Genomic DNA, 20,291 nt, shown 5'->3' with positions numbered 1-20,291 from the left:
AGGTGGTGTGAAAATATGGAAATAAATTATCCTAATGGGAAATCATACATTAGGAAACAAAATATTGTTAAACAAAACAACTTAGCAAAAAAAAATGACTCTTATTCTAACCGGGGAATGAGGCTAGAAGAACTGATAAATGAAAGTAATTATTTTTACCTTACTCAAGATATTTGTGTTGTACACAAGAAGCCAACACCAATCACAGTTGTATCTGTAGATTATAGGCAGCGTTCCTCTACCCGCATAAATGAGGCATATTATCAGACCCCATCTACTCTTGATTATTGTGGTATCTATAAAAGTAGGTATTTAGACTTTGATGCAAAAGAAACAAAAAACAAAACATCATTTCCTCTGAGTAATTTTCATCAACATCAAATAGAACATATGGAAAGAGTTAAAAAACACGGTGGGATTTGTTTTGCAATCTTTTATTTTCAGACATTAAATAAGGTTTTTCACTTAGATGCAGAAGTAATCATTGAATATTGGAAAAATCAATCAAAAGGGGGAAGAAAATCAATTCCATTAAAAATATTCGAGGACAAAGGAAATGAAATTAAGGTTGGATATCGCCCATCAATTGATTACATAAAGATTATTGACAAACTCTACTTTTAATATTCTAAAAACTTTTTTATATCATTATAAAGCCTTAACAAAGCCCTATTTATAAGAATTGGGAACCTGAGTAAATGAGAATTCATGGGTTCGATTATTGAATCAAGGACTAGAGTTTATGAAGTCTGTCGGAAATGTGCATAAGTTTGCAGATAAATGGCTTCTTAAATTAAGTGTGGCGACCTCTTATGTATTTGGTCGCCATATTGAATAATATTAAGTAAAGTTTATTCAGAAGAACATCCGTAAAATTTAAACTATTAATAATGAATCTTCATCCATTCTTAATCCAATTGTACTTTGTATATTATAAATTCCTTACAATTTGTTCATATTCTCCTTTGTCAATTTCTCCACGAACATAACGGAGCTTTAAAACCTCTAAAGGATTATTGTAGCCCTTGTTATTATGTTTTTCTTTATTAAAGACTATTAGGAAGTCAAGAATAAGGTTTTTAGACATTTTTATTAATTTGAATAAATCACCTGTCTTCACAAGATAATAAAAAATTATAATGGATAAGGTTACGTTTAACACTCATTTCACCTCTTACTTTTTAATCGTTTGTAGTATGGATTGAAATTCATCATGAGAAATCTCACCGCGGGCATAGCGCAATTTTGCAACCTCTTCTGCCTCAATGACTGTAGTATGATTCGTTTTAATTGATGAAACTCTAGTTTGTTGTTTTTTGTTTCTGAATAGTAAATATAGAACCAACCCAATTAGAGCAAGTACTATTAAAGTTATAAAAGACCCATTAAACATCATGTCAAACGAGCTAAAACCCGATGGCATTCCTTTATAACCGTGAAATCCTCCATTACTACCTCCAAAAGGTCCCATATGTCCTCCATTCATCATGTTAGTTTCTCCTCTCTTGTGTATAATTAGTTGATTTGTTTTACAACAATTCTTTTAGTTTATTGTATTCTTCCGTTGAAATTTGACCAGATGCATATCTATAATCGATAACCTCTTTTAGTTCATTTGAGCTGTTCGTTTCTTTCGGTTGTATATGGCTAAATAATTTTTGTAATTCACCTGTTTTATACAAATAAAAACCAATAGCCAAAATTAGTAATAAAAACATATCTTAGATTCCTCCAATTTTCATATGGGGTAGCAGGTCATTAACGACGTGCTTAAAGTGATAATTACAAACTTCCCATTCCTTTATAGTTACTGCTTTGAGAAGAACTACCGGTTCCATGCATTCCCTTGTATATTTCTTCGAGTTGTTGATTTTCTGAAATTAGGGTGCATTTCACTCAAATATCGTTTCATTTGACCAAAGTTTTTGTTTCTTTCTTCCATGTTTATATTTCTTTCTTCCATGTATTTTTGCATACTTCCACCATCGCATGATTCCATCTTTTCAACTATTTGATCATAATTACCACCTTGTTCTTGAATCACTGTATTATGATATGGAGTTTCTTTTTCTGAAAATAAAGCTAATCCTGTTCCTCCAGTAAAAGCTAATGATGCTGCTAAAATTCCATTAATGATATTCATATCAATTGGCTCTCCTTTTAATAGTTATTTTTTATAGAGTAGTTCTTATAAAATATTCTTCTTGATTTGCTCAAATTCTTCAAAAGAAATTTCACCTTGAGCAAGTCTGGACTTAGCAATTTCTAATGCGTTTGAACTTGTTACTTGCTGGTTCTTATTTTGAATAGCTATTTTTTGATTGTTCATTCCCAAATAGAAAAGGTAACCTATTAACAAAACAATTAAAATCATCATAATCGATCCACCTCCCATACCAAATATTCCAAAACCATGACCTAATCCCATCATTGTTGTATCTCTCCTTTCATATTTTTATCTTACATCTCACGAATGTAGAATTTATGAGCAACTTATGTGGAAGTTATGGAGAAAGCATACTCATAATTAATAGGTTGTTAACCGAAACGCCGAACATCGACCGCTTCCTAATTTTTTCTTGTAAAGTTATATGTTGTTTTCTTTACTTGCTCTTATTATAAGCAACACTTGTAAAGAACTTTTGAGTAAGTTATAGAGAACTTATGTGAATGGAGGGTAACTATTTTTTCTTCTCAAAAAGGACAGTAAAATAGAAAAAAAGGATTAAGTCAAGTGACCTAATCCTTACTGCTTTGGAATACTTACCTCTACAGTTGTTCCTACATTTAATTGACTATATATCTTGATTTCACCATGATGGGCTTCTACTAGTGCTTTTACGATAGATAACCCAATCCCAATGCCTCCAGTTTTCCGATCACGTGATTTATCACCCCGGTAGAATCTTTCAAATAGGAACGGGAGATCATCCTCACAAATTCCAACACCTTCATCTTTTATAATAAAACTAATTTGATCATTTTTTTCCTCTGTATGAAGTGATACTTGTTTCCCTTTCGGTGTATATTGTAGGGCATTATTGACGATATTCGTTAATATTTGAATGATTTTATCACGATCACCTAAGAACAAATGCTGCTTATCGGGGAGTTGGATCTTTAATTCAACTCCTTTTTTCATAAACAATGGACTGAATTGATCGTTTATAAAAGATAATAGTTTTCCAGTTTCTAACTTTGTTTTATTCAATCTAACTTGGGGATTTTCAGCCGCTATTAATTTTTCTAACTCATTAACTAGCCGAACTAGCCGCATTAGTTCCTCGTGACATTGATCTAATCTTTTTGAATCTGGTTCCCAAATACCGTCTTGAAAAGCTTCAATATGACTTCTTAATGTTGCAAGTGGCGTTCTAAGTTCATGAGCAAAGTTAGATGTAAATTGTTTTCGAAGCGATTCCTCTTTTGCTAAAGATTCTGCAAGCTGATTAAAGGACTCCCCTAAAGGTTTCATTTCTTCTGTCAATTCATCAACAGGGACTTGAGTTCGCCATTGATGATTACGCAACTCAATAATCGCATTTATCAGTTTGGTGAATCCTGTTGTTAGTCTTTTAGAAAATAATAAACTAAATAGAATCGATAAAATGATGGTTACCAATACGGCAATGTAAATGTTTCTTTTAATAGACTTCAAAAAGTCAGAATCCTTACCTATTAATTCTTCAGGATAAAATACTGTCAATTTGCCGACTAATTTATTATTGATTTTTAATTGATAGGAAGTTGATTTATAATCATTAGGTTCTAGTGAGGAACGATTACGTTCCCTCATTCCCATCATGGAACGTACCGATGTTGTATCAATCAGTAAGTTCCCATTAGCATCATAAAGTCTATAGAATAAGTTTTCCGTCATTCCCTGTTCGTGCATCTTATAACCTAGATTATGATTTATTAATTCTCCTGTCTCATTAAATTGTTGAAGTGCATCCTTTTTTATTGATTCAATACTTTCTTCTCTATTTTTTTTGAGATAGTCGGTAAACTGATTTTCAACCCCAAAAAAAATAGTAAAACTTGTAATGAAAATGCCACTCAGAGAAACAACAAAAAGATAGATTAAAATTCTTGATCTAAATGTTAGGTTCATCTTTTTCTCCCCCAAACTTATAGCCCATTCCAAACACAGTTAAGATAAATTCAGGGTGACGAGAATCGGTTTCAATTTTTTTTCGTAAATTTTTTATATGTGTATCAATATTTCTTTCGTATCCTTCGAAATAGACACCATCTTCTTGAATTTTTTCTAATAAGTCAGCCCTACTATAGACTCTCCCAGGGTAACTCGCCATCGTTATTAATAACTTATATTCATTTGGGGTTAGCGCAAGTATGTCATCATTAAGCTTTACTTCTTTTTTCACATGATCAATCATGAGTTTATGGTTATTAAAACTGATTTGATTTACATGCTCCATCTTTTGTGTTCTTCTTAATAAGGCTTTTACTCTTACAACCACTTCTCTTGGACTAAATGGTTTTGTCACATAGTCATCAGCACCAATGACAATTCCATTAATTAAATCATCCTCAGCTGACTTGGCAGTGAGCATAATAATGGGAATATCACTTTCTTTTCTCACTAACCGACAGACCTCTTCGCCTGAAATATCAGGTAACATTAAATCCAATACAATAAGATCCGGACTCTCATCCTTTACTTTTTTTAAAGCTTCGATTCCATTGGTAGCAAAAGAAATTATCCAATTTTCCCTTTCAAAATAAGCCTCTAACACTTCAAGAATGACCTTTTCATCATCTATCACTAAAATTTTTGTCATCAAATAATCACCTCTTATTAGCATATTATCATCTTATTTACGAAAAAAATTATTCTTCACTATTTCCACACAACTCCATCTTAGAAACTACATAATATGTATGAAAAAGAAATTTCAATAACCAAATTATGAGAAAGAAAAGGAGCGTGAGGAAAAAATCGAATGAATTATTACAACAGTGTACGGCCAGAAGGAAAGTCAATGGTAGCAAACTAACAAACATCCAGTTTATCTACTTATTGACTTTTAAAAAAGCTCATCAATTCATTACATAAATCGACAAGTATAAAAATTAAAAGAATTACCTTTAATATTTGTAAACAGATAATAAAACATAATAGTCCCTATTTTTAAAATAAAGTCTCCATGAACGGATTGTTATAGTTTTACTATGCAGAGTTAAAGAATTTGATGTAAAATAGTGTCTTAAAATGGTTTGTTATTATAAAATAGACTAGCAGGATAAAAATTACGCCTATTTTAAACAGTTGAAAATTGAATAATAAACCAATCACAAGGTATGTCGTTTTTCGCCATTTAAATTTCGTGCCTATAAGATAAGAGAAGCATATTTTTTAAAACACCATCTACAACAGACTACAATGGAGTGTATTAAGAGAAGTATATTGATTTCGAAGCAAAAGAAACGAATCATTCACCTAAAAAATTTCCACGAATACCAAATTGCACATATGAAAATTGTGGAGGAGTTTCTTTTGTTTTAATCCGCTTTGCAAAAACGGAGGATATTTATCTACTAGAAAGAACTCACTTACTAAAGTTTTGGGAACGAATGCTCATAGGCGGTAGAAAATCGATTAAGAAGGAAGAAATACAACAACTCGGTCATTATATTTCACTTGGCATGAGTCCAAGAATTGTTTATATTAGAGTAATAGATTCTTTATATAATCTTAAGTGAAGCTTCATACAGCCAGAGATGAATAATCATTCTATATCTCTGAATGAAAGGAAGGTAATGTCGTTATGGGAGAGCAATATAAAACACGTACCGAAAAACGACAATTAAAACAAAAACCGAAGAAAAAGGCACAATCAAAATTTCATCTATTGAAAAAGGTTTTTCTCATATTTCTTGTAATAGGATTTGTTGGTTTACTAACTGGAATTACCACATTTGCGATTATGGTTAGTGATGCACCAAAATTAGATCCAAAACTGTTAAAGGATCCAATATCATCGAAAATTTATGATATGAATAATGACCTAGTCGCTGAAGTAGGAATTGAACGAAGAGACTATGTTGAATTTGACGAGATACCAGAGTTAATGAAAAATGCAATTCTCGCAACGGAAGATGTTCGATTTTTTAAACATCACGGTATTGATATTATTCGTCTTGGTGGCGCTGTATTAGCAAACTTAAAGAGTGGCTTTGGCTCTCAAGGAGCTAGTACGTTAACCCAGCAAGTGGTAAAACTCTCCTTTTTATCCGATGAAAAAACATTAAAAAGGAAAGCACAAGAAGCTTGGCTTTCTTTTCAATTAGAGCAAAGCCTTTCGAAAGAGGAAATTTTTGAAATATATGTGAATAAAATAAGTATGGGTGGTAATGTTTATGGGATTAAACGTGCTGCTAAAACTTATTTCAATAAAGAGTTAGAAGAATTAACCTTGCCAGAAGTTGCATTAATTGCAGGTCTTCCTCAAAGGCCAAACGCATATAATCCCTTCGTAAGTATTGAATTAGCTGATCGGAGAAAAGATATTGTCCTACGTTTAATGCATCAACATGGCTTTATCTCAAAGGAGCAAATGGAAGCTGCCCAAAAATATTCTATTGAGAAATATGTCGTAGACGAGAACAAGCAAAGTAATGATGTGACACCATACGACTCCTTTATTGAAGAAGTAACGAAAGAAGTGAAAAAGCAAGGCTATAATGCTTATACAGATGGATTATCCATTTATACAACATTAGATATGAAAGCTCAAAAACGAGTATATGAAATATTGAATACTGATAAATATGTGAATTTCCCTGATGATAAAATGCAAGCTGGACTTGTTTTACTAGATACGAAATCAGGGGCAATTCGTGCCATCGGTGGCGGACGTAATCAAAAAGTAAAGTTTGGTCAAAATTATGCAATAGATATTAAGAGACAACCTGGCTCTACAATTAAACCAATTTTAGATTACGGCCCTGCAATTGAATATTTAAAATGGTCAACCTATCACATATTGGAAGATAAGCCATATACGTATTCCAACGGAAAACCAATTAATAACTACAATAATAAATATGCCGGACCAGTAACGATGCGTTATGCATTGCAAGAATCTTTAAATATTCCTGCACTACAAGCATTTCAAGCTGTAGGTGCTGATAAGGCAAGAGAATTTGCCGTTAATTTAGGAATTCCATTAGAAAAAAAGATTGAAGAATCTTATTCTATCGGCGGAATGAAGGATGGATTCGCACCTATCCATTTAGCAGCAGCTTTAAGTGCATTTGGGAATGAAGGAATATATAATGAACCGTATTCCGTTCGGAAAATTGTTTTGCAAGATGAAGTTACGGAAATAGAAATTAATCCAGAGCCGAAAGCGGTAATGAGTGAAGCAACCGCCTTTATGATTACGGATATGTTAAAATCAGTGGTACAAAACGGTTCCGGGCGTTTAGCAGCTGTTCCGGGTGTTCCAATAGCTGGAAAAACAGGTACAACTAATTACACGGAAGATGAATTTAAAAAATACAAATTTAACCCTAATGTTTACACTGTTCCCGATGTATGGTTTGGCGGGTACTCATCGAATTATTCTGCTGCTATTTGGGTTGGATACGAAACAAGAAAAGATGCTGTAACTGGTACTGCTACACAATTGCCGCGGTTAATCTTTAAACATTTAATGTCCTATGTGCATCAAGGGATTGAAACGCAAGACTTTAAACAACCTAACAGTGTAGTTCGTCTCGGAATTGAAAAGGGATCAAACCCGCCAAAATTAGCAAGTCCATTTACACCATCTGACAAAATTATTTATGAATACTTTGTTAAAGGTCATGAACCGAAAGAAGTATCCGAAGTTTATAATAAAATGCCAAGTCCAACAAATGTAACCTATAAGTACGATGAAAAGAAGAAACAAATGACGTTAAAATGGGATTTCCCTGGAGGATTAAAAGGAACTGTATTTCATGTTGATCTTTCCATTAACGGTACAGATCAAAAATTAAATGCTACGACGGACAAAAAAGGAATACGAATTGACAATATCTCACCTGGTTTCATTTACGATATTACCGTTTATGCCAAAATAAATGATAACGAAAGTGACCCAGTTACAATAACAGTCGACTTAAGTAACCTCTTACCAGTCGAACCGCCATCAGACGATAATGAAGAAGATGACGATGATAGTAGTGGAAATGAGGAAGATGATCAAGATGATTCTTCTATTAACCCGGGTGATAATAATGGGAATGGGGATAATAACGGGAATGGAAATGGCAACGGAAATAATAATGGAAATAACAGCAATTAGAATAACATAGAAATAGACAAAACCCGTAATGACGCTATTTGATAATTGAACTGTATAGTCGTAAGCTTACGAACCACAGTAAAACAACAAATGGGTCCAACACAGTAACTAAGTGTTGGACCCATTTGTATTAGGCACCCCTTTTTGTTTCAACTTTTCCATTGCTAAATATTTACTATATATTTTTCGTTGTTCTGAAAATAACTCTGATAACTGGATAAACGAATGGTATTGCTGCGGATGATTCATGACAAATGAAAGCCTTTCTTGAAGATTAACAGGCTTTCTGTCTAATTTATCTATGTTTAATTCGAACGAATGAAAATTCACTAACTGATGATTACACAGAAAAAGGAATTTCAAAAAGAGTGCTATACCATCAATCATCGGTTCTTTAATGGCTGTAACTTTTCGGGCAGAAAATAAGGACACTATTTCTTCTTTAAATAAATCCCAGTTAGCTAAAATACGATCTATTACCGTATTACTATCTTCCCATAAATCTGTCACACTATTATCTTTTTGTAAATAGTATTCATTTTCCTTCATAAAGAAATCTTTAGGTGTCCGATTATTAATATAAAACAATGGATGATTAATTTCCTTTGCAATCATATAAATTCATCTCTTTTCTTTCGTACGCTTTTTCCCTTCTCGGCAAATTTCTAATAACGGACATTCCAAACATTTAGGTGATTGAGCTTTACAATGATATCTTCCGAAAAAAATCATCCGGTGATGAGTAATCGACCATTCCTCTTTCGGTACTTTTTTCATTAATGTGTTCTCAACTTCAAGTACTGTGTCTTTCCATCGACAAATAGCTAGTCTTTTACTTACTCGTTCTACATGGGTGTCGACGGCTATTGCAGGAACTCCGAATGCAACAGACATAACTACATTAGCTGTTTTCCTTCCAACTCCTGGTAATTCCATTAATTCCTCGCGCGTTTTCGGTACTTGTCCATCATATTTTTCTAAGAGGATTTGACATAGTTTTTGAATGTTCTTTGCTTTATTACGGAATAGACCGATTGAACGTATATCGTTTTGCAGTTCCTCTAAGGAAACATTTAAATAGTCATGTGGCGTATGATATTTTTCAAAAAGATTTTTTGTCACTTTGTTTACGAGGGCATCTGTGCATTGTGCAGATAACACGACTGCTATTACTAATTCAAAAGGATTTTTATGATTTAATTCACAATGGGCTTCAGGAAACATTTTTCCCATTTCATCTAAACAGAATCTAATTTGTTGTTTTGTTAACAATTCCATCCCCCTAACTTTCTAACCAGTTATAAAATGGTACTGCTTCTGTTTGCTTTTTCTTCGGCTCCTCTTTCATTTTTTGTTGATGCATGCGGTATTTTTTCCCCTGCTCTGCTGCCTGCTCAACCGTTTTAATGCCAGCTTTTTTCCATTCGAATAAAATGCGATCAATATAACGGAAATTCAATTTATTGGATAAAACTGCCTCTCGTAGTGCTGCTTTAATTAATTCCGGACTATGGTTGTCATTATCAATCCACATCGATAATGTTTCACATTCTATCGGCGACAGTGGTCTAGCAAATTCTTGCTCAAAAATTGAAAACAAGTTTCCTTCTTCTATCTTTAATTGGAAAGATTCTTCTTCCTTAGCTTCTATTAATAATAGCTCGACTATTTTATTCCATAGTGGCTGTAACGAATATTTTTCAAAAACGATTCCTGTCTCGGATTTTCCATTCATTAATTGTAAAAATTCGCGTTGAATTAAAGATTGGAGTATTTGACTTAACTGTACATCATCAATTGACATACGTTCAGATATTTGTCGAATTGTCGGAAAATGATTCCCTTGTTGGATAAATGTATGAACATGTAATAGTAACATGCATTCGATATCTGTTAATTGCATTTTCCGATAATATTTGAATAAAAAAGAAGGAATTGTTACGACCCCTTCTTCCAGCAATTCTAATAAGATTTGTTTATTCACGTGATCATTCACCTCTAAAATAGTATAGCATGAAAACTATGTAGTGGATAAGAATTTTTCATTATAGGGGAACTTCAATCAAAGCGGGAAAAAGGAAAGGGGTACAGACCATCACATTCAATCCAAGTTAGAACGTGGAGGTCAGTCCCCCTCTTAAAATTAATTTATTATGGATAAAGACGATTTAAAAGTCTTGGGAACGGTATAGATTCACGAACGTGCTCAATACCAGAAATCCATGCAACCGTTCTTTCTAAACCAAGTCCGAATCCAGAATGTGGAACAGAACCATATTTACGCAAGTCTAAATACCATTGATAAGCATCAAGAGGTAAATTAAATTCTTCCAACTTTTGTTTTAACAAATCATAATCATGAATCCGTTCAGAACCACCAATAATTTCCCCATAGCCTTCTGGAGCAATTAAATCCGCACATAATACTACATCATCACGGGTTGGATCTGGTTGCATATAGAAAGGTTTAATTGCTTTCGGATAATGAGTAATAAAGACAGGTTTATCATGATGATTAGCAATTGCTGTTTCGTGAGGTGCGCCAAAATCATCCCCCCATTGAATATCGTCAAACCCTTGTTCATGTAAAAACTTAATTGCATCATCATAGTGAACTCGTGGAAATGGTGCTTGTACTTTTTCTAATTTGGATGTATCCCTACCTAAAGTCTTTAACTCTATTTGACAGTTTTTTAAGACAGATTGAACAATATAACTAACATATTCTTCTTGTACGACTAAGCTCTCCTCAAATTCACAAAAAGCCATTTCAGGTTCCATCATCCAAAATTCGATTAAATGACGACGAGTTTTTGATTTTTCGGCACGGAATGTAGGTCCGAAAGAGAAAACACGCCCTAAAGCCATTACCGCAGCTTCCAAATGTAATTGTCCACTTTGGGAAAGGAAAGCATCTTCATCAAAGTACTTCGTATGGAAAAGCTCTGTCGTTCCTTCTGGTGCATTATTAGTTAATATCGGTGGATCAATCTTAACAAATCCACGATCATTAAAAAACTCATATGTAGAACGAATAATTTCATTTCTAATTTTCATTACCGCATGTTGACGCTTTGATCGGAGCCACAAATGCCGGTGATCCATTAAAAATTCTGTACCATGATTTTTAGGTGTAATCGGATAATCATGTGACTCATGAATAATCTCAATTTTTGATACTGCCAGTTCATATCCATATGGTGATCGTTCATCCACGTTAACAACACCAGTTATGTAAATTGATGTTTCTTGCGTTAAAGATTTAGCTAATTGAAAAATCTCATCCGATACTTCATTTTTTACGACAACCCCTTGAATGAAAGCTGTACCATCTCGAAGTTGTAAAAAAACTATTTTTCCGCTCGAACGCTTATTAGCAACCCAAGCTCCAATAGTTACTTCTTGTCCAACATAATCTTTTACTTCAGCTAATGTCGTTTTCAAAAACATTCCCTCCAAAATGCAAAATAAAATGTATGCAAAACTGTCCATATTAAAAAATAAAAACGGATATTTTGTAAGTTTTTGCTTTTGTTACTTATTATACATGCGAGTAAATAAACAAGCAATGAAAACATAACAGTGTTTAGAACAATTGGTTTTTAATTTAGGAGTGTTCTTATAACTATGATTTCACCAACATTTACTAGACGAATAGTGTTGAGTGAGTGTTACCTGAACTAATTATAAGACCCAACGAATTTGTTGGAAAGGCAATCATGCTACTCCCCTAAAGATGCCCATCAATTTATTAACTTTGACTTACTCTTTAAAATTTTTACTGGCCGTATCCCCCACCTACTCACTGGTGGAGGTTTTTACTACCAGTTCATAAGAAAGATTATTTTGCAATTTTTAATCCGACTAATATGCAGTGATACGTTTTTCCACAAATTCCTTAATTCTTGCAATGGCTAGCTCTAATTTTTCTAATGATGTTGCAATAGATAAGCGCATATGATCTGGAGCTCCAAAATCGCTTCCTGGAATGACTGCAACAAGAGCTTCTTCTAATAATGCATGAACAAAATCATTTACAGTAGCAAAACCACATTTACTGGCCGTTTCTTTTACATTTGGGAATAAATAAAAAGCCCCTTGTGGTTTTACACAATTTATATAAGGAATGCGTAGTAACTGTTCATAAATAATATTCAGTCTTGATTCATAATTAGCACGCATTGTTTCTATAAATACTCTTTCCCCTTCGTAAGCTTGGATAGCAGCAAACTGTGCAGGGGTTGTAGGATTGGACGTGCTGTGACTGGCGAGAACCGTCATTTTTTTAATTATTTCTTTTTTTCCTGCAGCAAAACCAATCCGAAAACCGGTCATTGCAAACGATTTAGAAACACTGTTAATTATAATTGTCTGTTTTTTTATTTCCTCTGATAGTTTAGCAATGGGAAAAAATATTGCACCATTATACACTAATTTTTCATAAATATCATCAGAAATAATTAGCACATTGTTTTCAATACAAATAGTAGCAATTTCCGCTAACTCCTCCTCAGAATAAATACTTCCTGTCGGGTTATTTGGAGAGTTAATAATAATTGCCTTTGTTTTTCCAGTAATTGCACTAGCAACTTCCTGCTTTGTTATTTTATAAAGGTTTTCTTCCTTTGTATTTACAATAACAGGAACTCCACCAGCTAATTTTACTTGTTCGGGATAACTTACCCAATATGGTGCAGGAATTATTACCTCATCACCTTCATTGAGAAGGACTTGAAAAAGTGTATAAAGAGCAAATTTTGCCCCAGTCGTAACAATTATTTCATCTTCTTGATAACGTAATTGTTGGTCCTCCATCATATTTTGGATGATTACTTTTTTTAACTTACTTAACCCATCCGAAGGGGTGTATCTTGTTTCTCCAGCAACCATCGCTTCATAAGCACGTCTCACAATTCGCTCTGGAGTAGGAAAATCTGGCTCCCCTGCACCTAAACTAATTACATTGATTCCGTCTGCTTTCATTTTGTTTGCTTTTGCAGTGATTGCTAAAGTATTAGATGGTGTGATGTTCGCAATTCTTTTAGCAGCTTGAAACAAACCATCTGCTCCCTTCTATACAAATAATCGGTAACTTTGTTTAGTTAAAAATTATATACGCGGTACCAATCCCCATTATAGAAATCAATATAGATAAAACTATATCGGTCTTTTTGATCACGATACGTAATTTCATACACCGGGACGTCATCGACCATTCCTAGTTTTATATTTATGATATTTTTCGGTCTTTGGTTATTAGAAAAATTATCTAATCCATTTACTAATAAATCCATCGCTTCTTCTTTAGAAATTCCATCTTTTGCATTTTTTATTAAAACTTCTTTATTCTTTTCTTCTGGAATCCAAATAATAATGTCTTCTGAATTTTCATTAACTGCTTCGATAATATAGTAACTGTCCATATAGTGAAAGGAAGTTACCTTTTTAACTTCACTAATATTTACATATTCTTTTGCACGTTCTACTGCTATAGATTCTTGTGTTTGCTGATTTTTAGTTGCTTGATGATAAATAAGGATTGATCCAGTAATAATAATCACAAAAATTATGAACAAACTAATAATAATCTTTTTTTTCATACGTATCACATCTTTATTTTTTATGTACGATAAATTGTAAAAATTGCCTTCGAGTTATCTGTTTTGTCTAAAGAGAGCCCGAACATTAAATCTTCTCTTTTTAATGTGCGATTTAATAAGTCGACAATTTTATATAAATCGTCATGGTAATTAATTGCTATCGTTGATAATACTTCTACTTTATTCCCCATTGAAAATCCCTCACAAATGGCAGTTTTACCTTTATTTTATCTCAATATCTGCAGAATAGATATAATGAATTTCTTTTTTTTCATCTTGTAATAATAATACCCCATCTTCAGTTATTCCTAACGCTGTCCCAGTATAGTTACCTGAAATAGTTCTCGCTGTTATTGTTTTTCCGATACTATTTGAATAACTTTCCCAAAGAATTTTTATTACAGAAAAACCAGTTTTTAAATATGTATCGTAAAGTTTTTCAAATTGCAGGCAAATTAACTGTAGTAATTTTGACCGGGAAAAGTGTAGATTAGTTTCAATGGAAAGAGATGTGGCTAATTGTTCTAACTGTTGCGGAAAATCCGCTCGTTGTTGATTTACATTAAGACCAAATCCGATAATAATTGATTGAATCCGATTTTCTTCCGCTTGTAATTCAGTTAAAATACCACATACTTTTTTCCCATTAAGGATAATGTCGTTTGGCCACTTTATTTCAATTGAAACATCATTAGGTGTAATTTCCTCTATTGCCTTGGCGATTGCAACAGCGGTTAATAATGTAATTTGCGGTGCTTTTTGGATCGGAATTTTTGGCCTAATAATTAAGCTAGCCCAAATACCCGTTCCTTTGTTAGAATGCCACTGGCGGTTCATTCGACCTCTTCCAGCAGTTTGTTCATCTGCGATAATGATTGTTCCTTCTTGATCCCCTTTCAGTGCTCTTTGTTTTGCCATTTCTTGTGTAGAGGAAATGGAATCAAAAAATAATAAATTTCTGCCAATCTTCTCTGTTGTTAGTCCTAAATAAAATTCGTTAACAGAAAAATGATGCGGTACATCAATGATTCGATAGCCTTTTTTTCTTACTGCTTCTAATTGGAAACCATCTTTTCGAAGTTCCTCCATATATTTCCATACAGCTGTTCTAGAACATCCAATCGTTCGTGCTAATTCTTCCCCTGATAAAAATTGATCACCAGCTTGCCGAAAAGCATCTAGAATTTGCTTTCGTACAGATGATTTCACGAATATAGCCACTCCTTAATAATAGATTTCTCATTAGCTACTTCTCCCTTAATTACTGCTTCCTCTACTTTTCTTAACTCGTCTTTCACCCAAGGACCTGATGATTTATTCATCCAAGTAATTATATCATTTCCATTTATTTTTAATTGTGACCGGTCTTTTATCGGTAGTCGCTCATATTTTTTTTGTAATATATGCAGATTAGGTAGTTGCTTTTTAATCACAGCATTAATTTTCTCTGCACTAATTACTACTTCTAAGCCTAGTTTGTATATGAGAAGTTCATCAAATTCGTCATTAAATCGCAAAAGTAGCGCACGGTAATATGCATCAACTTTTTTCATTTTTTTTACTGGTAGTTTCCAAGACTTTAAAAAACGAGTGATATTTTCAGGTTGGACAAAATAAATTAATAATGTCCACCATTCATCATTAGTAAAATCATCATTTTGATTACAGTTTTGAGAAAACTCCCTAAGACCATCTTCTTTATCCACTAGTCCCGGTAAAAATTGATTTAACGTTCCTTCAACTAGTAGCTCCATAGCTTCTTTTCGATTTCGACCATTTAATAATTTGATAAACTCGGCTAATTTTCTTTCCACAGCAATATGTTCTAGTAGTGAAGCCTTCCTTTTTAACGCTTGAAACGTTTGACTATCTAATTGAAAGTTAAGTTGGCTAACGAAACGAACCGCCCGCAGTAGTCTTAACGCATCTTCTTGGAAACGATCATGAGGACTGCCAACCGTTCGGATTATTTTTGATTTAATATCACTATATCCAGAAAATGGATCGATCAGTTCGCCTGCTTTCGTCATAGCGATGGCATTCATCGTAAAATCTCTGCGCTGTAAATCTTCTTCCAAAGAACGAATAAATTTTACTTCTTTCGGTCTTCGAAAGTCTACATATTCACTCTCCGATCGAAATGTCGTTATCTCGTAACTGTTGTTTTGAAACAGTACTAAAACAGTCCCATGTTCAATTCCAACATCGACTGTCTTAGGAAATATAGCTTTTATTTCTTCTGGATGTGCACTAGTAGCGATATCAACATCATTAATTGCTTTTCCTAATAAATAATCACGTACTGATCCACCAACAAAATATGCCTCATAGCCAGCATTTTCAATTTCCTCAATCAATGGTATTGCTTGTAAAAACGGTTTTGTTAGTTTCATTTTCTTCATCCATTTCTAATAATTGAAAATAAATATTTTCATATTCATCAATAATCTGTTTTGATGAAAAAGCACTTGCTACTTTTTTCAAAGCACTGTTGGAAAACTGATTCGCCAAAGTTTGATTTTGCAATAAATTTAATGCTTTACTGGCAATTTCATTGATATCGCCAACGTTACAAATATATCCATTTTCATGATCATCTATTACTTCTGGAATACCGCCAATATTTGTCCCGATACAAGGCACACCACAAGCCATTGCTTCTAAAGCTACTAGGCCAAAACTTTCCTTCTCGGATAATAATAGCATTAAATCACTTATTGCGTATAGTTCTTGCAAGTTTTCTTGTTTTCCTAGAAATAATACGTTATCCTTTATGTTTAATTCTTCGACTAAATTCATTACCATCGTCATTTCCGGTCCATCGCCAACTAATAATAATTTAGCTGGGATATTCCTTTCAATTTGTGAAAAAACTTTCACGACATCTGGAACGCGTTTCACGTTACGAAAATTGGAAACATGAATAATAACTTTTTCATTTGGATTGATACAATATTCTGCTTTAAGATGACTCGAATCGCGTTTAAAAAAGATGCGCTCATCGATAAAATTATAGACAGTATGTATTTCTTTTTTTGGAGCAATCATCTCATATGTTTGTTTTGCTAGTGCATTGGATACGGCGGTAACATAATCTGATTTTTCAATGGCAAAGCGGATAGCATCATTTAACGATGAATCTTGCCCAAGTACGGTTATATCTGTCCCATGCAAAGTTGTTACGATTTTAAACGTTTCGTTTGCCATTTGTTTGCCGAGAATCGCACAAACAGCATGTGGAATCGCATAGTGCACATGAAGGATATCTAATTTTTCGCGTTTAGCTACTTCTGCGATTTTACTCGCTAGTTGAATTTCGTATGGCGGATATTGAAATACGGAATATTGATTGATTTCCACTTGGTGATAATAAATATTATGGTACAACTTCCTTAGACGAAATGGAACACTTGATGAAATAAAGTGAATTTCATGTCCCCGCTCCGCTAAAATTTTCCCCAATTCAGTAGCAATAACTCCTGATCCGCCGATAGTTGGATAACAAGTAATGCCTATTTTCATTTTCAACCTTCCCCCTGCCCGTAATAAAACTATTTGTTGAAATATAAATATTTCTTATTTGAATCTATTTATCAATCATACATTTCAATCGCATCTTTTTATTCCCTAACTGCGTAAAAATGAAGAATATGTATCCATATTTAATCTACTTATCTTTTTGAAAATTCATATGCTTATTCTTTAATAGAGAATTTTTTTCCTCTCCCTCTTTCCAATTGACGCCAGTCGATATCACCATGTTCCAAGCCACGAACTAAAACTTCTGCTGATCCCATATTTGTTGCAAGAGGTATATTATAAACGTCACAAAGTCTTATTAATGCACTGACATCAGGTTCATGAGGTTGGGCTGTTAACGGATCTCTAAAAAATATCACCATATCCATTTCATTTTTGGCAATTAGTGCTCCAATTTCTTGATCTCCTCCAAGTGGACCAGACTGAAATCTTTTAATTTTTAAGCCGGTTTCCTCACAAAGTCTTAATCCTGTTGTACCAGTTGCGTATAACTCGTGTTTTTTAAATATTGATAAGTAGGCCGTTACAAACTGTATTAAGTCTTTCTTCTTTTTGTCATGTGCAATGAGTGCAATATTCATGTGAATTCCTCCTAATTATTCCATAATATTTTCTAATCCATAAACATATGTATCTAAATTGATGATTGCTTGAATTGCTAATTTAACCCCTGTCATAAAGGAGTTTCGATTATAAGAATCATGACGAATTGTTAATGTTTCTCCCTCAGCACCGAACATTACTTGTTGATGGGCTATTAAACCAGGTAGGCGAACGCTATGAATTTTCATGCCTTCGAAATCTGCTCCTCTTGCTCCAGGGATATTTTCATGTTCATTTGGGTGCCCTTGAGTTTTTAAAGATCTTTCAGTTGAAATCAATTCGGCCGTTTTTACAGCCGTTCCACTCGGTGCATCCAATTTTTGATCATGATGCATTTCAATTATTTCAATGTCTTGAAAAAATTTAGCAGCCATTTGGGAAAACTTCATCATCAGTATAGCCCCGATAGCAAAATTAGGGGCAATGATACAACCAATTTGTTTTTCATTTGCTAATTCTTCGATAGCAGTCAATTGTGCTTTTGACATACCGGTAGTACCAATAATCGGTCTCACACCATAGTTAAGGGCACTGATAGCATGTTGGTAGCAAGCAGAAGGAGTCGTTAAATCAATTAAAACATCTGGTTTAACTGTTGCAAAACATTGATCTGGATTCGTGAAAATAGGAATCGGTAAATGAGAAAAGCGGGAGTCGGCCTCCGCCAATGTTTTGCCATTATGTTTCCTGTCAATTACCGCTTCTAATTGAAATTGTTCGTTGTTTTGAACCATTTTCACTGCTTCTATGCCCATTTTTCCTCGTGGACCTGCTATAACTATTTTTATTTTATTCATGATTATCTTCCTCCCCAATTCTTGTCCATCGATTATAATCACGTGTTTGAAATTTTTCCATTACAATATTATGGGCAGTTTCTAGATCAATTTGTAAGGAATTCGCAAAACAAATAATAACAAATAACAAATCTCCTAGTTCTTCTTCCACTGTTTTTTCTTTTTCTGTTTGTTTTTTTGGTTTTTCTCCATAATAATGATTGACTTCTCGAGCTAATTCTCCTAATTCTTCAGTCATGCGGGCTAACAGTGCAAGCGGACTAAAATAACCTTCTTTAAATTGCCTAATATATTGATCGACTTCCTTTTGTAAATCTTTCATTGTTTTTTCATGCAAAACTATCACTCCAATTTTTCGTCTCGATATCATTTTAATGTTATCGAAAAAGAAATCCAATGCCAAATATTTTATTTCTATAATTTTTTGTCAACAAAGAAGGACACAATAAAGGGAATTGAACGAATTTAGTTATGTTATGCATAAATATCAATTGGTACTTCTTCCGATATTTTTGTATAATAGAGTCGCTACTATATAAGAAAGGAATTAGCTTATGATATTTCGGCTTAAAGTAAAAAACATACTCTTCATATTATTGGGCGCAGCAATCTTCGCCTTTGGGCTAGTCCACTTCAACATGCAAAATAATTTAGCGGAAGGCGGTTTTACCGGAATAACATTATTACTTTATTTTTTATTTTCAATCAACCCTTCCATCACCAATATTCTACTTAATATTCCAGTGTTTTTTATTGGGTGGAAATATTTGGGAAGAACAACTTTTTACTACACCATTATTGGCACAGTAGCCGTATCCATTTTCTTAGAAATTTTCCAAACATATGAATATGAAATTCCACTTCAAGGTGATTTAACATTGGCTGCCTTATTTGCAGGCGCTTTTATTGGTATCGGCTTAGGTATCATTTTCCGAAATGGCGGAACGACTGGTGGAGTTGATATTATTGCCCGATTAGTACAAAAATATATTGGTTGGTCTATCGGGAAGACGATGTTTATATTCGATGCTTGCGTAATCACCTTATCATTAATTACATATTTATCTCCACGAGAAGCTATGTACACATTAGTAGCAGTGTTCATCGGTGCCCGAGTAATTGACTTCATACAAGAAGGAGCGTATTCTGCTAGAGGGGCTTTAATCATTTCTGATCATCCAGAGGAAATAGGTGAAAAAATTATCAATAATTTGAATCGTGGAGTTACGGTATTGGAGGGACACGGCTTTTATTCAAAGCAAAATAAAACCGTACTTTACTGTGTTGTTTCACGCAATGAAATTGTTGCATTAAAAAATTTAATAACATCTATCGACCCTCATGCTTTCGTTTCCGTATCCTTTGTCCATGATGTTCTCGGAGAAGGATTCACTTTGGATGAAAATAAAAAACCGTTAGAACGTTAATAGGGC

Annotated in this window: 24 protein-coding genes; 4 read left to right on the top strand and 20 right to left on the bottom strand. The window is 33.6% G+C overall.

Annotated features, from left to right (window positions below):
• Window positions 1–15: 15 nt before the first annotated feature.
• Window positions 16–624 (top strand): Holliday junction resolvase RecU, encoded by a 609-nt coding sequence (gene recU / locus BN1242_RS12215; protein ID WP_062356472.1) that lies wholly within the window; start codon window positions 16–18, stop codon window positions 622–624.
• Between the two features lie 307 nt (window positions 625–931).
• Here recU and BN1242_RS12210 read toward each other — a convergent pair whose 3' ends face one another.
• The 7 genes from BN1242_RS12210 to BN1242_RS12180 form a co-directional block, all read right to left on the bottom strand.
• Entirely contained in the window at window positions 932–1,162 is a 231-nt protein-coding gene (locus BN1242_RS12210; RefSeq protein WP_062356467.1) for an SHOCT domain-containing protein, read from the bottom strand.
• 12 nt (window positions 1,163–1,174) lie between these two features.
• Window positions 1,175–1,489 (bottom strand): SHOCT domain-containing protein, encoded by a 315-nt coding sequence (locus BN1242_RS12205; protein WP_062356463.1) that lies wholly within the window; start codon window positions 1,487–1,489, stop codon window positions 1,175–1,177.
• A 40-nt stretch (window positions 1,490–1,529) separates the two neighbouring features.
• Complete coding sequence (locus BN1242_RS12200; RefSeq protein ID WP_062356460.1) at window positions 1,530–1,718, bottom strand: SHOCT domain-containing protein; 189 nt, start codon at window positions 1,716–1,718, stop codon at window positions 1,530–1,532.
• Between the two features lie 107 nt (window positions 1,719–1,825).
• Window positions 1,826–2,143, bottom strand: a complete 318-nt coding sequence (locus tag BN1242_RS12195; protein WP_062356456.1) for a hypothetical protein — start codon at window positions 2,141–2,143, stop codon at window positions 1,826–1,828.
• 45 nt (window positions 2,144–2,188) lie between these two features.
• Window positions 2,189–2,431, bottom strand: a complete 243-nt coding sequence (locus BN1242_RS12190; protein ID WP_062356452.1) for an SHOCT domain-containing protein — start codon at window positions 2,429–2,431, stop codon at window positions 2,189–2,191.
• Window positions 2,432–2,746: 315 nt separating this feature from the next.
• On the bottom strand, window positions 2,747–4,114 hold the full coding sequence (locus tag BN1242_RS12185) for a sensor histidine kinase (RefSeq protein ID WP_062356449.1): 1,368 nt from the start codon (window positions 4,112–4,114) through the stop codon (window positions 2,747–2,749).
• Window positions 4,098–4,805: a response regulator transcription factor gene (locus BN1242_RS12180; protein WP_062356446.1), complete on the bottom strand. Its 708-nt coding sequence runs from the start codon at window positions 4,803–4,805 to the stop codon at window positions 4,098–4,100. Before BN1242_RS12180 ends, BN1242_RS12185 begins: the two co-directional genes overlap by 17 nt.
• 625 nt (window positions 4,806–5,430) lie before the next feature.
• On the opposite strand from BN1242_RS12180, the gene BN1242_RS13250 reads away from it, so the two are divergent.
• Both BN1242_RS13250 and BN1242_RS12175 read left to right on the top strand, forming a co-directional pair.
• Window positions 5,431–5,727 (top strand): Holliday junction resolvase RecU, encoded by a 297-nt coding sequence (locus tag BN1242_RS13250; protein WP_077216201.1) that lies wholly within the window; start codon window positions 5,431–5,433, stop codon window positions 5,725–5,727.
• Between the two features lie 65 nt (window positions 5,728–5,792).
• Complete coding sequence (locus BN1242_RS12175) at window positions 5,793–8,318, top strand: transglycosylase domain-containing protein (RefSeq protein WP_071435527.1); 2,526 nt, start codon at window positions 5,793–5,795, stop codon at window positions 8,316–8,318.
• A gap of 108 nt (window positions 8,319–8,426) precedes the next feature.
• Here BN1242_RS12175 and BN1242_RS12170 read toward each other — a convergent pair whose 3' ends face one another.
• From BN1242_RS12170 to BN1242_RS12115, 13 genes are all read right to left on the bottom strand, one after another.
• Complete coding sequence (locus BN1242_RS12170) at window positions 8,427–8,933, bottom strand: YpoC family protein (protein ID WP_062356441.1); 507 nt, start codon at window positions 8,931–8,933, stop codon at window positions 8,427–8,429.
• A gap of 6 nt (window positions 8,934–8,939) precedes the next feature.
• On the bottom strand, window positions 8,940–9,590 hold the full coding sequence (nth, locus tag BN1242_RS12165) for an endonuclease III (protein ID WP_062356438.1): 651 nt from the start codon (window positions 9,588–9,590) through the stop codon (window positions 8,940–8,942).
• Window positions 9,591–9,600: 10 nt separating this feature from the next.
• Window positions 9,601–10,302 (bottom strand): DnaD domain-containing protein, encoded by a 702-nt coding sequence (locus tag BN1242_RS12160; RefSeq protein WP_062356434.1) that lies wholly within the window; start codon window positions 10,300–10,302, stop codon window positions 9,601–9,603.
• Between the two features lie 167 nt (window positions 10,303–10,469).
• Window positions 10,470–11,768 carry an asparagine--tRNA ligase gene (asnS, locus tag BN1242_RS12155; protein WP_420806028.1) on the bottom strand — a complete coding sequence of 433 codons (1,299 nt, stop codon included), beginning with the start codon at window positions 11,766–11,768 and terminating at the stop codon, window positions 10,470–10,472.
• A gap of 414 nt (window positions 11,769–12,182) precedes the next feature.
• Entirely contained in the window at window positions 12,183–13,376 is a 1,194-nt protein-coding gene (locus BN1242_RS12150; RefSeq protein WP_062356425.1) for a pyridoxal phosphate-dependent aminotransferase, read from the bottom strand.
• A gap of 44 nt (window positions 13,377–13,420) precedes the next feature.
• On the bottom strand, window positions 13,421–13,918 hold the full coding sequence (locus BN1242_RS12145; protein ID WP_062356422.1) for a cell wall elongation regulator TseB-like domain-containing protein: 498 nt from the start codon (window positions 13,916–13,918) through the stop codon (window positions 13,421–13,423).
• A 20-nt stretch (window positions 13,919–13,938) separates the two neighbouring features.
• A complete protein-coding gene (locus tag BN1242_RS13030; protein WP_071435526.1) occupies window positions 13,939–14,109 on the bottom strand; it encodes a YpmA family protein in 171 nt (56 codons plus the stop codon).
• A gap of 31 nt (window positions 14,110–14,140) precedes the next feature.
• Window positions 14,141–15,127 (bottom strand): biotin--[acetyl-CoA-carboxylase] ligase, encoded by a 987-nt coding sequence (locus BN1242_RS12140; protein WP_062356419.1) that lies wholly within the window; start codon window positions 15,125–15,127, stop codon window positions 14,141–14,143.
• The gene (locus tag BN1242_RS12135; protein WP_062356415.1) at window positions 15,124–16,311 is read right to left on the bottom strand and encodes a CCA tRNA nucleotidyltransferase; all 1,188 of its coding nucleotides are present in this window, start codon (window positions 16,309–16,311) and stop codon (window positions 15,124–15,126) included. The genes BN1242_RS12140 and BN1242_RS12135 overlap by 4 nt, the downstream gene beginning before the upstream one ends.
• A complete protein-coding gene (gene bshA / locus BN1242_RS12130; RefSeq protein WP_062356411.1) occupies window positions 16,268–17,440 on the bottom strand; it encodes an N-acetyl-alpha-D-glucosaminyl L-malate synthase BshA in 1,173 nt (390 codons plus the stop codon). Before bshA ends, BN1242_RS12135 begins: the two co-directional genes overlap by 44 nt.
• Before the next feature lie 173 nt (window positions 17,441–17,613).
• Window positions 17,614–18,039 (bottom strand): methylglyoxal synthase, encoded by a 426-nt coding sequence (gene mgsA / locus BN1242_RS12125; RefSeq protein WP_062356407.1) that lies wholly within the window; start codon window positions 18,037–18,039, stop codon window positions 17,614–17,616.
• Window positions 18,040–18,054: 15 nt separating this feature from the next.
• A complete protein-coding gene (gene dapB / locus BN1242_RS12120) occupies window positions 18,055–18,858 on the bottom strand; it encodes a 4-hydroxy-tetrahydrodipicolinate reductase (protein WP_062356404.1) in 804 nt (267 codons plus the stop codon).
• The gene (locus BN1242_RS12115; protein ID WP_420806032.1) at window positions 18,851–19,180 is read right to left on the bottom strand and encodes a nucleotide pyrophosphohydrolase; all 330 of its coding nucleotides are present in this window, start codon (window positions 19,178–19,180) and stop codon (window positions 18,851–18,853) included. The genes dapB and BN1242_RS12115 overlap by 8 nt, the downstream gene beginning before the upstream one ends.
• 232 nt (window positions 19,181–19,412) lie before the next feature.
• Here BN1242_RS12115 and BN1242_RS12110 point away from each other — a divergent pair, with 232 nt between their 5' ends.
• Window positions 19,413–20,285 (top strand): YitT family protein, encoded by an 873-nt coding sequence (locus tag BN1242_RS12110; RefSeq protein ID WP_062356400.1) that lies wholly within the window; start codon window positions 19,413–19,415, stop codon window positions 20,283–20,285.
• The last annotated feature ends 6 nt before the right edge of the window (window positions 20,286–20,291 follow it).

The organism is Bacillus kwashiorkori (genome assembly GCF_001375515.1).
GTDB classification, from domain to species: Bacteria; Bacillota; Bacilli; order Bacillales; family Caldibacillaceae; genus Bacillus_BK; species Bacillus_BK kwashiorkori.
Note: the sequence above shows the minus strand (reverse complement) of the source record. Positions and strands in the feature narration are given on the sequence as shown.